Below are 13,909 nucleotides of genomic sequence, written 5' to 3'. Positions count from 1 at the left end.
CGGGTGCGCCTGCAGGCGATGTTCCGGTCGTCCCCCTGCCGCAACTGCCCCGTGTCGCCGTCCACGGTCGCGCGCACGCAGGTCCATCTGCGCTGCGTGCGCGGGCGCCGAGCCCTCGCCCGGCCGCCCGTCCCGCGCCGGTGGAGGGTGCCGGTTTTCCTCACTTCGGCAGTCACGGCGCTTCCCTTCTCGCCTGCCTCCCGGGTACCCCCGGGAGGCATCACGAACCGGCGCCGGGGTGGCGCCTCCGGTCAGAGCCTGTGTCATATCCCCGGCCGCGCCCGGCCGGGGATATGACACAGGCTCTCAGTCCTCGGCCGACGCAGAGCGGCGCCTGGCCCACCACCACGCGCCGCCGCCCAGCACGGCGAGGGCCGCGATCGCGCCGCCGGCGATCAGCCCGGTCGAGCCGCCCTCGTCCCCCTCCGCCTTCTGCTCCTTCTCCTCCTCCTTGATGTCGGCGGCCGGGGTGGTCTCGTCGGAGGAGGAGGCCGACGGTGTGGCGGCGGCCGTCTCGCTCGCCGTGGGGCTCGGGCTGACGGGCGTGGCGCCGGGCGCGGCGGCCTTCAGCTTCAGGACCGGCGCGGGCTGTTCGGGCTCCGCGCCGCCGCCGGGCAGTTCGATCCAGCGGGAGATCTCGCCGTCGCTGTACGTCTCGACGGTCTTGAACGCGATCTCGTCGGCGTCCGGCAACTGCCTGACCCTGACCTTGTACTCGGCGTCCGTGCCGACGGCGAGCTTCGGACCGCCGAGGGTGAAGCCGTCGCCGGTGGCCTTGAACTTCCACCCCTTGGGGGCTTCGACGAGCGTGACGTCACCCGGTGCGATGCCCTCGGGAAGGACGACGCGCATCGCGGTGAAGCCCGCCTCGGCGGACTCCGCCTCGGAGACGAAGGTGAGGGTGACGTTCTCGGCCAGGGCCTGGGCGGTGTCGGCCTCGACCTCCACGTGGGCGAAGGCCGGGCCGGCCAGGGCGAGGGCGGCGGTCAGCGTGAGGACGCCGACGACACCGGCCCGCCGCGCGGTCCGGACGGAAGCATGCGGGGGCATGGACATGGACACAGGGGAACTCCTTGCTGGTGCTGGAGCCGGGCAGGCCGAGGCCGCCCGGCCCGGGTGAGGAAGGGACCGGGACGTGCACCTGTCCCGGAGGTCCCCTGCGCACCAGCGCGTGTTCCAGATCGCGTGTCCCCGACACGGCAGGCGGGGTGAAGCGGCCCGTCAGTCGTATGTACGACGGCTCGCCGAGCGTGTTTTGGACGAGGGCCGGCAGCAGCCGGGCCAGGACGGCGATCACGGCCGACCGGACGGTACGGGCGGCCACCAGAGCCACCGTGACGGCGGCGTCGGCACAGTGGAGCAGCCATGCCACCGCGAGCGCGGCCAGCAGGTGAGCCGCCGTCATGGCCGCGCCCGCGTGGTGCCAGACATGCCCGTCCGTCATCACGGCGTGAGCGGCATGACCGGCGTGTCCGGCGTGTCCTGCCGGGGCGGGCCAGGCCTCGTGTCCGCCTTCCGCCCGGGCCAGGGCGAGATGCAGCCCCGTCTGCGCCACGAGCGTGCAGCCGACGACCACCGGCAGGGAGAGGGCGCGCCCGACGAAGGGCCGGACCAGCGCGAACTGGGCCACCGCGAAGACGGCCACCAGCCGCCACGGCACCGGCTGTTCGGTGACGGCGTAGTGGCCGAGGGCCGCGAGCACACTGCCGACGAGCGCGAACAGCCCGGCTCGCACCCACGCGGAGGCACGGTCCGGCTTCTTCGCGGTCACCTCGTCGTATACGGAGCGGATTGTGGGGTTGTTCAGGGGAAACACTCACCCCCGCCCGAGCTTCGCCCGCAGCCGCCGGGTCGCCGAGTCCATGTGTGCGTGCATCGCGGCCCGCGCCCCCTTGGCGTCCTTGGCGGCCACGGCCCTGAGCACCGCCTCGTGCTCGGCGAGCTTCCCCTCCCCGGGCTTGCGGATGTTCTGCTTGATCCACACGGCGACCAGGGTCTCCAGCCGGGCCTGCAGTCCGGCGAGGGCGTTGTTGTGCGAGGCCTGGGCCAGGGCGCGGTGGAAGGCGAGGTCGGCGACGATGTACCGGTCCGGGTCGTCGTGGGTGGCCCGCATGCGGGCCAGGTGGGACTCCAGGGCGGTGAGGTCGTTGTCGGTCCGGCGCAGGGCGGCCAGCTCCGCCAGGTCCACCTCCACGCAGGCCCGCGCCTCCAGGAGCTCGTCCATGGTGTGGTCGCCGATCATCAGGCCCCACTCCAGGACCTGCGGCAACAGGTCCGAGGTGGCCGCCCGGACATAGGTGCCGTCGCCCTGGCGGATCTCCAACAGCCCCAGCAGCGACAGGGACTTCAGCGCCTCACGGACGGCCGAGCGGCCGACACCGAAGGTCTCCACCAGTTCCCGTTCCGGGGGCAGCCGGTCACCGGCCCTCAGCCGGCCCGACGTCAGCAGATGGTCGAGCAGGCGGCGCGCCACCTCCACCGCCGGAGCCGTGGGCTCCTCCCGCTCGATCCGTGTCAGCCCGGCCATGGGCGCAGCCTCCCGTGTTCGCTCGTTCGACGGTACGGCCGTGCCGTCGCGCACGGCGACACGGTAACCGGACCGGACACCGGCGCGATTCACCCGGTGGCGAAGAGGCGCCGGACGAACGGCTGACAGACGGGGAAGCCCGCTCAGCCCCCGGTGGGCTTGAGGACCACGAAGTCCGCGTTCGCCGGGTCGACGCAGACCGCGAGGCGGCCCACGCCCTCCGCGTCCACCGGACCCATCTGCACACTGCCGCCGTGGCCGGTGACCTCGGCGACGGCGGCGTCGCAGTCGGCGACGGCGAAGACCGGGTGCCAGTACGGCCGCCCGTCCGTGAGGGAGAGGTCCTGCTCAGGGACCTCCATCAGACCGCCCTGCATCCGCTCCTCGGGCAGCCCCTCGGGGGTGATGAGGGTGTACGTCCCCCCGCCGCCCGGCATCTCCATGTCGCCGAACTGCCAGCCGAAGACACCGCCGTAGAACTCCTTGGAGGCCGCGGCGTCGGTCGTGTGCAGCTCGGTCCAGGACAGCGAGCCCGGTTCCTCGACCAGTTCGAAGCCCGCCTCACTGCCCGGCTGCCAGACGGCGAACTCGCCGCCCTGGGGGTCGGTGTACTGCGCCATACGCCCCCATTCACCGAGGTCCCGGGGCTCCACCCGGACCGTGCCGCCCGCGCGCCGGACGGCCTCGGTGGTGGCGTCCGCGTCGGCGACGTCGTAGTAGATCATCCAGGCGGAGCGCGCGCCCTCCTCGGTCAGCTTGCCGAGCCCGGCGACCGTCTTGCCGTCCTTCTTGAACATCCCGCCTTCCATGTCCTCGCCCTGGCCGCTCATGGGCTGGTACTCCCAGCCGAGCACGGCGCCGTAGAAGTCCGCGGCGGCCCCGACGTCGGGGGCACCGAGGTCGAGCCAGCAGGGGACACCGGGAGTGAGGTCGGTGGTGATCACGGGGATTCCCTTCCGCAGGTCCTGGTCCCTTCAGCCTGACACCGGGCACGGGGGCTCGCGCGGCGGGTGGAATCCGCGGGCCGGGGCTTCCCGACGGCCGGGCCAATTTATTGCTCATCCGCGTGCAAGTATCGGCAGCGGCGCGATGCGCCTCACCCCTTCACCTCCTCCTTCCCACCCCCCGGACTCCGAGAGGAACGCTCGTGCACCAGTCCCCCTACGGCCGCCCCGCCACCTACGCCGGCTCTCCGTCCCCGCGACGGCGGCGACGGATCGTGGCGCTCCGCGCACGCGCCTCTTCGCGACGTCGCTCGGAGGACGCGGAGGATGCCCATGTCCCGGACGGCCCATCAGGACCCGCACAGCGAGCGGGGTGCCCTGCGGGGTGAGCATCCCGGTCGCTCCCGGAACCCCGTGATCAAGGTGGCGGACCTCGCCTGGCTGGAGTTCGAGAAACCGGACCTCGCGCGGGCGGAGGTGTTCGCGCTCGACTTCGGTTTCCCGGTGGCGGCCCGCACGCCGGACGCCCCGTGGCTGCGGGGCACCTTCGGGGGCCCGCCGTGCATGGTGATCCGCAGGGGCCGTACGTCCCGGTTCGTCGGCCCCGCGTTCCGGGCGGCCGAGCGGGCCGACCTGGACCGGCTGGCGCGGGCGACGGGGAGCGCCGTACGGGAGGCGGACGTGCCCGGCGGTGGGCGGGCGGTCGGTCTGCTGGACCCGTCCGGCTTCCCGGTGCGGGTGGTGCACTGCGGGGAGGAGCTGCCGGCGCTGCCCGCGCAGGTGCCGCTGGTGCACAACTTCGGCACGGCCCGCCCCCGTACGAACGCCACGCAGCGTCCGCCGCGCGAGCCGGCGCGGATCCAGCGCCTCGGCCATGTGGTGCTGGAGACACGGGTGTTCGGGCGGGCGCTCGACCGGTATCTCGACACGCTCGGGATGATCGTGTCCGACTTCCTGTTCCTGGACGGGCAGCGCGACCGCGGTCCGACCATGGCCTTCGTCCGCTGCGACCAGGGCGGCAGGGCCGTCGGACCACCACACGCCGGCCATGCATCTGGGCCCGGGCAGCGGCTATGTCCACTCCGCCTACCAGGTGACCGACCTGGACGCGATCGCCGCCGGCGGGGAGTACCTGGCCGAGCGCGGCTACCGGCGCAGCTGGGGCATCGGCCGGCACATCCAGGGCAACCAGCTCTTCGACTACTGGCGCGACCCCGACCGGGGTGTGGCGGCACGGCGACTGGATCACCGTGACGGGTCATGGCTCGGTGATCGTGCACGGCCGCTCCGACACCACGCTGAACCGCAACGGCGTACGACTGGGCAGCGCCGACATCCACGACGTCGTCGAACGACTGCCGGAGATCGCCGAGGCGCCCGTCATCGGCGCGGAGGAGCCGGACGGCGGCTACTGGATGCCGCTGTTCGTGGTCCTCGCCGCAGGGGCGACGCTGGACGACGGGCTGCGGGAGCGCATCCGCGCGGCCGTCCGCACCGGCGCCTCGCCCCGGCACGTCCCCGACGAGATCGTCGAGGTGCCGGGCATCCCGCGCACCCGCACCGGCAAGAAACTGGAGGTCCCGGTGAAACGCCTTCTCCAGGGCGCCCCCGCCGCCCAGGTCGTCAATCCGGCGACGGTGGACGTCCCGGACCTCGTCGGCCACTACGCCCGTCTCGGCGCCGAGCGCCGGGCGCGCCGGAGGGGCGGGGTGTGAGCGCCCCAGACGGTGAAGGGCTCCCGCGCGTACTCCTGGGTATGCTCGCCGCCATGCCCAACACCGTGACCAGCTACGACTACGAGAAGGACGGCGCGGCCATCTACCGTCAGTCCTTCGCCACGATCCGCGCGGAGGCCGACCTCACGGGGCTGCCCGCCGACGTCGGGCAGGTCGCGGTCCGGATGATCCACGCCTGCGGAATGGTCGACCTCGTGCGGGACCTGGCCTACACGCCCGGGGTCGTGGCGCGTGCCCGGGAGGCCCTGCGGGGCGGCGCGCCCGTGCTCTGCGACGTCCAGATGGTGGCCAGCGGAATCACCCGCCGTCGGCTGCCCGCCGGCAACGAGGTGCTGTGCACACTGTCCGATCCGGCCGTCCCGGAGCTGGCCGCCGAGCTGGGGACGACCCGCAGCGCCGCCGCGCTGGAGCTGTGGCGGGACCGGCTGGAGGGCGCGGTCGTCGCCGTGGGCAACGCGCCCACCGCGCTGTTCCGTCTGCTGGAGATGATCGGGGCGGGCGCACCCCGGCCCGCCGCCGTGATCGGCGCCCCGGTCGGTTTCGTCGGCGCCGCCGAGTCGAAGGACGCGCTGGCGGCCAACCCGTCCGGACTGGAGTACCTGGTGGTGCGGGGCCGCCGAGGAGGCAGCGCGATCGCGGCGGCGGCGGTCAACGCGCTCGCCTGCGAGGAGGAGTGAGCGGCGCCGGATCCACCGGAAGGCTCAGTCGGTGCGGCGGGCCGCCTGCTCGGCGACCCAGTCCGCCGCCCCTTCCGGGGTGGGTGTGACGGGGACGCCCTCGGGGGGCGGTGGGCGGCGGATCACGACCACCGGCAGGACGGCCTCACGGGCGGCCGTCAGTTTGGGGGCGGTGGCCGCTCCCCCGCTGTCCTTGGTCACGACGACGTCGATGTGATGCCCGCGCAGCAGTTCCCGCTCCCCGTCGAGGGTGAACGGGCCGCGTTCGAGCAGGATCCGCGCATGGGCGGGACGCGGCCCCTCGGGCGGGTCGACGGACCGGACGAGGAACCACAGGTCGTCCAGCCCCGCGAACGCGGCCAGCCCCATACGGCCGGTGGTGAGGAACACCCGGCGCCCCAGCGCGGGCAGCAGCGCCGCCGCCTCCTCGGAGGAGCCCGCCTCGTGCCAGTCGTCCCCCTCCCCCGGGGTCCAGCCGGGGCGCCGCAGGGCCAGCAAGGGGACTCGGGCGAGAGCGGCGGCCCGGGCCGCGTGGCGGCTCATCGTCCCGGCGAAGGGGTGGGTGGCGTCCACGAGCGCGCCGACCCGCCGCTCGCGCAGCCACGCCGTGAGCCCCTCAGCGCCGCCGAAGCCGCCGACGCGGACCTCGCCCGGGGGCAGCCGGGGGCTCGCCACCCGTCCGGCGAGGGAGGTGGTCACCGTCAGACCGGGCACGCCGTCGAGCAGTTCGGCGAGGCGTCGGGCCTCCGTGGTCCCGCCGAGGATGAGCACGTGCATGGGGGTCCGGGTCCGTTCGTACGGGTGATCGCGACGCGCTCCACTCAAGCACACCCGCTCGAGCACACCCGCTCAAGCACACCCCTGGCCCGCGCAGCACCCGCTCAGGTACAGACGTCGCCGACGGCGGCCGTGAGAATCTCCGTCAGGGCCCCTCAGCGGTCCGCCGACGCCTTCTTGATCGCCTCGCGGATGCGGGAGTACGTGCCGCAGCGGCACACGTTCTCGATGCGGTCGATGTCGGCGTCGGTCGGCTTCGCCGTCCGCTTCAGCAGGGCCGCCGCGGCCATGATCTGCCCGGGCTGGCAGAAGCCGCACTGCGCCACGTCGCACTCCAGCCAGGCCTGCTGCACCGGGTGCAGCCGGTCGCCGTCGGCCAGGCCCTCGATGGTGGTGACCTCGCGGTCCGCGCAGTCGGCGACCGGGACGACACAGGGCTGGACCTCAGCGCCGTCCAGATGGCTCGTGCAGGCGCGGCAGACGCCGACGCCGCAGCCGTACTTGGGTCCGGTGACGTTCAGCAGGTCCCTCAGCACCCACAGCAGCGGCATGTCGGCGGGCGCCTCGACGGTGACCGGCTTCCCGTTGAGGACGAAGGAGTAGGACGGCATGGGCACCTTCCGGGCGTGGTGTTCGACGGAGAGCTCGGTCAGAAGTTCAGGGGAAAGCGGCGGGGTTTCTTCCCCGTCGCCCGGGCGTACGCGTTGGCGACCGCGCCGGCCGCCGCCGGGACGCCGAGTTCGCCCGCGCCGCCCGGTTCCCCGTGCGAGGGCATGATGTGCGCCTCGAAGCGCAGGGGGGCGTCGCCCTGGCGGGCGTAGCGGAAGTCGGCGTAGCTGCCCTCGCGGACGGCGCCCCGGTCGATGTGCAGACCGGCCGTCAGGACGGTGGAGATGCCGTCGATCGCGGTGCCCATGAGCTGGGCCTGAAGTCCGCGCGGGTTGACGGCGGTGCCGACGTCTGCGGCCATCACCACCCGCGTCACCCGAGGGTTCCTCGGGTCGGTGGCGTCGATCTCGGCCAGGCAGGCCACGCAGGAGCCGTACTCCTCGTGGACGGCGACTCCCTGCCCGTGCCCGGCGGGCAGGGCACGCCCCCAGTGCCCGGCGGCGGCCGCCTTGGCGAGTACGGCCCGGACGGCCTTGCCGCGCAGCGTCGTACGGCGGAAGGCGACCGGGTCCTTGCCCAGGCGTGCGGCGATCTCGTCGACGACGACCTCCTCCGCCACCCGCGAGGTCCCGGAGTCCACCGACCGCCATGCGCCCAGCGGGATCCTGGCGAGTTCGACCGAGCCGTAGTCCCCGGACAGGCGGCCGAAGTTGTACAGACCGCTGTCGCTGGGCAGCGGTCCGGCCGCCGACGCGAAGGACGCCCGGCGGACGGCGCCCTCCCCCTCCCAGGCCTCGCTGACGGAGGCCTGGGAGTGCGCGAAGGCCACCACCCGGCCGCCCGAGAGACTGGCGCGGATGCGGTGGTGGCCGGCCGGGCGCATCCGGCCGTGCCGGATGTCGTCGGCGCGGCTCCACATCAGCTTGACCGGGAGGCGCGCCGCCTTCGAGATGAGGGCCGCCTCCAGGGCGGCGTCGGAGTCGAGCCGCCGGCCGAACGAGCCGCCGCCGCGCATCACATGGACCTTCACCTTCGCGGCGGGCAGTCCGACCGCCTGGGCGATGCTGTCGCGGGCGTCCATCGGGGTCTGGGAGGAGAACCAGATCTCGGCCTTGGTGGTACGGACGTCCGCTACGGCGGTCAGCACCTCCATGGGCGCGTGACTGACGAACGCGAACTCGAACTCGCCCTCCACCTGCGTCGATCCGCGCGGCGGGGTGCCGAGGCGGGGTACGGCGGCCCGCAGCCGGCGGCGGATCTCGGTGTCGGACAGCGCCACGAGCGGCCCCGGCGACCAGGTGATCTTCAGGGCGTCGCGGGCCTGGAAGGCGTGGTGGAAGGTCTCCGCCACCACGGCGACCCCGCCCGCGACCCGCACCACGGCGTGCACCCCGGGCATCGCGCGGGCCGCGCTGTCGTCGAGGGAGGCCACCTTGCCGCCGAGCGTGGGCGGGCGCGCCACCACCGTGGGTCTGGCCCCGGCGACCGCGAGGTCCCCGGCGTAGCGGGCCTTGCCGGTGACGATGTCACGGGCGTCGATCCGGGTCGTGGGCCGTCCGATCACCCGGTGCTTGGAGGCCGGCTTGGGCTTGGCGGACACGGCGGGGACCCGGATCGCGGCGGCGTAGCCGGTGAGGTAGCCGAAGGTGGCGGAGCGGCCGTCCGGCGCGTACACCTTGGTGTCCTTGGTGCGCAGGGCGCGCGCCGGGACGTGCCAGAGCCGGGCCGCCGCGGTGACCAGTTTGGCCCGCGCGGTGGCGGCCAGCTGCCGGGCGGGGCCGTACAGCGAGCGGACCGAACTGGAGCCGCCCGTGTACTGGTTGCCCTTGGTGCGGGCGTCGGCGAGGGGGATGTCGATGTCGGCGAGCCGGGCGTCCAGCTCCTCGGCGATCATCATCGCGACGGCGGTGGTGACCCCCTGTCCGACCTCGACCCTCGGCAGCCGTACGACGATCCTGTTGGCCTCGGTGACCTCGAGGACCAGCATCTCCTCGTCGGTCCCGGTCACCAGCACGTCGGAGGAGCGGCGGGCGGACTCGGTGGACTCGGCGCCCTCGGCGGGCGAGGTGTCGCAGGCGAGGGGGGCCGCGACGGTCAGGGTGGACGCCGCGAGCGTGTAGACCATGAACCGGCGGCGGGACAGCTGGCGGGCCAACGGGCACTCCTGTTGTCAGGTTCCGTTTTTCAGGTTCCGTGGGGTTCGGCTCCGACTTCTAGGAGGGGCCGAACCGCCACGAGGTTGCCTGCGCGGCCCGAACATCTGCCCGGGCTACCGGGCCGACGCCGGTGTGGGGCCGCCCGCCGGTACCGGAACCGCCGCCGCGGCCAGTTCCCGTACCCGTGCGGCGGGCACCGGGGCGCCCGGTGCCCGGAAGAACCAGCGCCCCCGTTCCTCGGCGTCGGTCAGCCCCTCGGGCCAGGATCCCAGGTAGGGCTGGACGTGGACGGGGGTGTTGGGTCCGATGCGCCAGCTGTCGGCGAGGGTGCCGATGTCGGCCGCGTCGTAGCCGATCGTGTCGAGGAAGGCGGTCACCTCCGCCTTCGCCCCGAAGTCGTCACCGGCTACGGCGAGGGCGCTGCGGTCGGGTGCCCCGGCGGGCCGGGCCAGGGTGACCAGCCGCAGGAAGTCGACGTTGCCGAACGTCTTGACGACCCGTGAGCCCGCCAGGTGCCGCTGGACGAGCCCGCTGGAGGTCAGCGGCCCCTCGTCCAGTTCCTCGATCCGGCCGTCGCGGTACGGGTAGTAGACCATCGTGTCGATCACGGTCCGCCCGGCGAGCGCGGTTGCCGGCAGCTTCTCGTACGCCGCGAGCGGCACGCTCACCACCACCAGGTCACCGGCCCGCGCGGCCTCCTCCGGAGCGGCGGCCCGGGCGCGCGGGCCGAGTTCCTCGACGAGCGGGGCGAGCGACTCGGGCCCGCGGGAGTTGCTGAGGACGACGTCCAGGCCGGCGGCGACGGCGAGCCGGGCCACCGCACCGCCTATGCGGCCGCTGCCGACGAGTCCGACGGTCCCGGTCGTTCCGGCGGTCTTGGTCATGGGGCCTCCTCGGGAGAAGTGCTTACGGAAGTAAAGTACTTACTCAAGATAAGCACAAGCCTCGCCGGGGGCACCTAGCATGGACACATGAGCCGAGGGACCGAGCGCGTGGCCGGGATGAGCGTGTTCGATCCGGAGTGCGTCTCACGGGAGGTGCTGGAGCACGCCACGGGGCGCTGGGGCGCGCTGACCCTCGCCGCGCTGACCGACGGGCCGCTGCGGTTCGCCGAGGTCCGCCGCCAGGTGACCGGCGTCTCCGACCGGATGCTGTGGCAGACCCTGCAGCGGCTGGAGGACCACGGTCTGGTGACCCGCACCCCGCATCCGACGGTGGCCCGCCGGGTGGACTACGCGCTGACCCCCCTCGGCCGCCCGATCGCCGAGCGCGTCTGCGACCTGATCGACGCGATCTACGACCAGCTGCCCGGCATCGTGGCCCACCAGCGGGCCGCCGCCCCACAGACCGCCCCACGGACCGCCCCACAGACCGCGCCACAGACCGCGCCGGAGGCGGACACCGCCTCCGGCTGACGGCTCTCCCTCCTTCACACCTGCACCGGCAACCTCGGCAGCCTCGGTGGCGTCCCCGGGATCACCGTGCGGGTCAGGTCCGCGCCGTCGGCGAGGCGCAGGTCCGGGTGGCGGTCGAGCAGGGTGTGCAGGGCGATCTCGCACTGGAGGCGGGAGAGGGCGGCGCCGACGCAGTAGTGGATGCCGTGGCCGAAGCCGATGTGGCCCTCGCTGCCGTCGGTGGGGCGGCGGGTGAGGTCGAGGCGGTCGGGGTCGGTGTAGCGGCGCGGGTCGCGGTTGGCGGAGACGAGGACGAACTGCACGCAGTCGCCGCGCCGGATCCGGGTGCCGTGCAGGTCGACGTCCTCGGCGGCGATCCGCATCCGCACCATGATGTCGGGCCCGCACCAGCGCACGAACTCGTTCACCGCGCCCGGCATCAGCTCCGGCTCGGCCACCAGGAGTTTCAGCTGGTCGGGGTGGGTGAGGAGGGCGGCGAGGCTGTTGACGAGGAGCTGGGCGGTGTTGTCGTAGCCGGCCATGACGACATTGAGGACCATCGCCACGGCCTCCTCCTCGGTCAGCCGGTGCCGTTCGTCGTCCCGGGCGGCGGCGAGGGTGCTGATCAGGTCGTCGGCGGGGGCCCGGCGCCGCTCCTGAAGCAGCCGCAGCACGGTGGCGACGACGGCCGGGGAGGAGACGCGCAGCCGTTCCGCCTCCATGACGAGGATGTCGTCGCCCCAGCGCCGGAAGACCGCCCGGTCCTCCTCGGGCACCCCGGCCAGCTCGCAGACGACGGTGACGGCGAGGGGGTAGGCGTAGCCGTCGACCAGTTCGAGCACGCCGTCGGGCGAGGTGCGGTGCAGGTCGTCGAGGAGCCGGCCGGTGAGCTGGTGGACGCGGGGGCGCAGGGCCTGCGTCCGGCGGGCGCTGAAGGCCCGGTTGACGGCGCCGCGCAGCCGGGTGTGGTCCGGCGGGTCGATGTCGAGGGCGGAGACGAGGAAGTACCGCCGTACGTCCTCGGGCAGGTTGAGCATGTCGACGAGGGCGCGGCGCGGGTCCTCGCCGGTGTGGCCCTCGATCGAGGCGGGGCTGCCGACGAAGCGGCCGTCGCGCAGTCCCTCGCGGACGTCGTCGTAGCGGCCGATCACCCACACGGGCCGGGTGTCGGTCAGCCAGGCCCGCACCACCGGGCCCTCCTCGCGGATGCGGCCGTAGCCTCCGACCGGGTCGGCGAGCAGGTCCGGGTCGAGGAGCCACTGCTCCCCGGGCGGGCGGGTGAGGGGGACTTCGGTGATGTGGGTCACGGTCGGCTTCCTGGTGGGGCAGGGCGGTTCAGACGATCCGGGTGGCGATGTCGGCGACCAGGTCCGCCTCGTACGGGACGAGGTAGAAGTGGTCGCCGGGGAACTCCCGCAGCGCGAACCGGCCGGGCCCGGTCAGTTCGGCCCAGGCGCGGACGGCGTCGGGCGGGCAGGTCGGGTCGTCGCGGCCCGTGTAGGCGGTCACGGGGGCGCGCAGCGGTACGGGGCGGGCGGGGCGGTAGGCCTCGATGAGGCGGTAGTCGGCGCGCAGCGCGGGCAGCAGCAGCTCCCTGAGCTCCGGGATGTCGTACGCCTCGGACTGGTGGTCGCCGAGGCCGCGGATCACGGCGAGCAGCGCCTCGTCGTCGCCGTCGGGCACCCCGGCCGGGCGGGCGCGGTGCGGGGCGGCGCGCCCGGAGACCAGCAGGTGGGCGGGGCGGAGGCCGTGTGTCTCCAGTCGGCGGGCGACCTCGTAGGCGACGGCGGAGCCCATGCTGTGCCCGAACAGGGTGAGCGGCAGACCGGTGAAGGGGGCGAGGGCCTCGGTGACGGCGTCGGCGAGGCGGTCCATGTCCTCGACGCACGGCTCGGCGAGCCGGTCCTGGCGGCCCGGGTAGCGCACGGCGAGCAGTTCGGTGTCGTCGGGCAGGCGGGCGGGCCAGGTGTGGAAGAGGTGGGCGGTGCCGCCGGCGTGCGGGAAGCACACCAGGCGGCGGGCGGGCCGCGGCGCACGGCACGGGTGCACCCGCAGCCAGCGGTCGGCGGTGTGCGGCGGGGGTGCGGGGAGGGGGGTGACGGCCACGCGGCCTCCTGAGGGACTGAGGCCCAAGGCCTAGCGGAACGCGCTGAACTGGCGGGAGCCGAGCAGCGACAGGAAGTAGGGGAGTTTGTCGACGGCCCGTTTGGGGACGTGGGCGGTCTGGACGGTGTCCCGGCACAGATCGGTGACGACGAGCGTGTACACGCCGTTCTCCTCGACGAGTTCGGCCGAGTAGAGGGGGTTCTCCATCAGGGGGCCACCTCCGCCAGCCAGCTCTCCCAGGCCTGCGCGACCCCGGTGTCTCCGTCGGCCCCGGTCTCTCCGTCGGCCCCGGTGTCCGCATCGGGCGCGAACAGGTGGTGCCCGAGCCACAGGGGCCAGCGCCAGGGCCCGCCGTCGTAGAAGCGGTAGAGGGCGTCGGCGGTCCGCAGTCCGAGGAAGCCGGGCTCGCAGCGGTCGACGACCGCCTCGACGGGTGGCCCGGCCTGGTGCGGCAGGGTGATCTTCGCGGTGGCGCCGGTACCGGCCCCGGCGGGCAGTCCGAGGCGGTCGCGTACGGCGGTGAGGGCGCCCGGGGTGGCCGCCTCGGGGCGGGCGGCCCGGACGTAGCGGGCGGGACGGCCGGCGAAGTGGCGCAGGTATTCGGCGAGGCTGTGCCGGTAGAAGTCGAAGTGCTTCTCCGCTGCGTCGGCCCGGGTGTCCCAGCCGTCGTCGGGGGTGCCGGGGTGCACCCAGTGGATGCCCAGGGAGAGCCGCGTGTGGGTGTCGTCGTACGGCTCGACGGTGTAGTCGAGGGTGTTGGAGAAGCCGTCCTCGCCGTCGGCGCGGCAGGCGAAGCGGCGGGGCGGCTCCCATTCCAGGACGGTGGCCGAGCCGCGGGAGACCGCGCCTCCGACGCGGGGTTCGATCTCCATCGGGTAGAGCCAGCCGAGGTTGCCCTCGGCGGTGGCGACCGCGTTCCAGACCTGTGCGGGGCTGGCGGGCAGCAGTTGCTCGCGGCGCACCCGGAACTCGCGGGGCATGCA

General features: G+C 74.0%; 13 protein-coding genes and 2 pseudogenes. 4 read left to right on the top strand and 11 right to left on the bottom strand.

The annotated features are described in order from the left end of the window. Nucleotides 1-306: 306 nt before the first annotated feature. The 3 genes from ACLZN2_RS12015 to ACLZN2_RS12005 form a co-directional block, all read right to left on the bottom strand. Nucleotides 307-1,050 (bottom strand): DUF1775 domain-containing protein, encoded by a 744-nt coding sequence (locus ACLZN2_RS12015; RefSeq protein ID WP_416978450.1) that lies wholly within the window; start codon nt 1,048-1,050, stop codon nt 307-309. Nucleotides 1,051-1,816: 766 nt separating this feature from the next. Beyond that, nucleotides 1,817-2,527 (bottom strand): FadR/GntR family transcriptional regulator, encoded by a 711-nt coding sequence (locus tag ACLZN2_RS12010; protein WP_416978380.1) that lies wholly within the window; start codon nt 2,525-2,527, stop codon nt 1,817-1,819. A gap of 143 nt (nt 2,528-2,670) precedes the next feature. Next, nucleotides 2,671-3,471, bottom strand: coding sequence for a VOC family protein (locus ACLZN2_RS12005; RefSeq protein ID WP_416978379.1), 801 nt, complete (start codon nt 3,469-3,471; stop codon nt 2,671-2,673). 327 nt (nt 3,472-3,798) lie between these two features. Between ACLZN2_RS12005 and ACLZN2_RS12000 the strand changes: the two are divergent. The 3 genes and pseudogenes from ACLZN2_RS12000 to ACLZN2_RS11990 form a co-directional block, all read left to right on the top strand. Beyond that, nucleotides 3,799-4,693 (top strand): annotated as a pseudogene (locus tag ACLZN2_RS12000) (2,3-dihydroxybiphenyl 1,2-dioxygenase); the annotation flags it as partial. Next, nucleotides 4,692-5,186 (top strand): annotated as a pseudogene (locus tag ACLZN2_RS11995) (AMP-binding enzyme); the annotation flags it as partial. The pseudogenes ACLZN2_RS12000 and ACLZN2_RS11995, both read left to right, overlap by 2 nt. A gap of 53 nt (nt 5,187-5,239) precedes the next feature. After that, the gene (locus ACLZN2_RS11990; RefSeq protein WP_416978449.1) at nt 5,240-5,884 is read left to right on the top strand and encodes a precorrin-8X methylmutase; all 645 of its coding nucleotides are present in this window, start codon (nt 5,240-5,242) and stop codon (nt 5,882-5,884) included. Nucleotides 5,885-5,908: 24 nt separating this feature from the next. Here the strand turns inward: ACLZN2_RS11990 and ACLZN2_RS11985 are convergent, their stop codons facing one another. The 4 genes from ACLZN2_RS11985 to ACLZN2_RS11970 form a co-directional block, all read right to left on the bottom strand. Continuing rightward, the gene (locus ACLZN2_RS11985) at nt 5,909-6,661 is read right to left on the bottom strand and encodes a cobalt-precorrin-6A reductase (RefSeq protein WP_416978378.1); all 753 of its coding nucleotides are present in this window, start codon (nt 6,659-6,661) and stop codon (nt 5,909-5,911) included. 155 nt (nt 6,662-6,816) lie between these two features. Continuing rightward, nucleotides 6,817-7,272 (bottom strand): (2Fe-2S)-binding protein, encoded by a 456-nt coding sequence (locus tag ACLZN2_RS11980; RefSeq protein WP_416978377.1) that lies wholly within the window; start codon nt 7,270-7,272, stop codon nt 6,817-6,819. A gap of 38 nt (nt 7,273-7,310) precedes the next feature. Beyond that, nucleotides 7,311-9,395, bottom strand: coding sequence for a molybdopterin cofactor-binding domain-containing protein (locus ACLZN2_RS11975; protein WP_416978448.1), 2,085 nt, complete (start codon nt 9,393-9,395; stop codon nt 7,311-7,313). Between the two features lie 144 nt (nt 9,396-9,539). After that, complete coding sequence (locus ACLZN2_RS11970; RefSeq protein ID WP_416978376.1) at nt 9,540-10,310, bottom strand: NADPH-dependent F420 reductase; 771 nt, start codon at nt 10,308-10,310, stop codon at nt 9,540-9,542. 87 nt (nt 10,311-10,397) lie between these two features. Here ACLZN2_RS11970 and ACLZN2_RS11965 point away from each other — a divergent pair, with 87 nt between their 5' ends. Next, complete coding sequence (locus ACLZN2_RS11965) at nt 10,398-10,841, top strand: winged helix-turn-helix transcriptional regulator (protein ID WP_416978375.1); 444 nt, start codon at nt 10,398-10,400, stop codon at nt 10,839-10,841. A 14-nt stretch (nt 10,842-10,855) separates the two neighbouring features. Here ACLZN2_RS11965 and ACLZN2_RS11960 read toward each other — a convergent pair whose 3' ends face one another. Genes ACLZN2_RS11960 through ACLZN2_RS11945 form a run of 4 tightly spaced genes read right to left on the bottom strand, consistent with a single transcriptional unit; the run spans nt 10,856 to nt 13,906 of the window. Beyond that, nucleotides 10,856-12,127, bottom strand: coding sequence for a cytochrome P450 family protein (locus ACLZN2_RS11960; RefSeq protein WP_416978374.1), 1,272 nt, complete (start codon nt 12,125-12,127; stop codon nt 10,856-10,858). 28 nt (nt 12,128-12,155) lie between these two features. After that, nucleotides 12,156-12,926 (bottom strand): thioesterase II family protein, encoded by a 771-nt coding sequence (locus ACLZN2_RS11955; RefSeq protein ID WP_416978373.1) that lies wholly within the window; start codon nt 12,924-12,926, stop codon nt 12,156-12,158. A gap of 30 nt (nt 12,927-12,956) precedes the next feature. Beyond that, nucleotides 12,957-13,133: a hypothetical protein gene (locus ACLZN2_RS11950; RefSeq protein WP_416978372.1), complete on the bottom strand. Its 177-nt coding sequence runs from the start codon at nt 13,131-13,133 to the stop codon at nt 12,957-12,959. Then, on the bottom strand, nt 13,133-13,906 hold the full coding sequence (locus tag ACLZN2_RS11945; RefSeq protein ID WP_416978371.1) for an SRPBCC family protein: 774 nt from the start codon (nt 13,904-13,906) through the stop codon (nt 13,133-13,135). The genes ACLZN2_RS11950 and ACLZN2_RS11945 overlap by 1 nt, the downstream gene beginning before the upstream one ends. Nucleotides 13,907-13,909: the final 3 nt, after the last annotated feature.

Origin of the sequence: Streptomyces sp. T028 (genome assembly GCF_048159505.1) — a bacterium.
Classification (GTDB): Bacteria; Actinomycetota; Actinomycetes; order Streptomycetales; family Streptomycetaceae; genus Streptomyces.
This window is presented reverse-complemented; position numbering and strand designations above follow the sequence as displayed.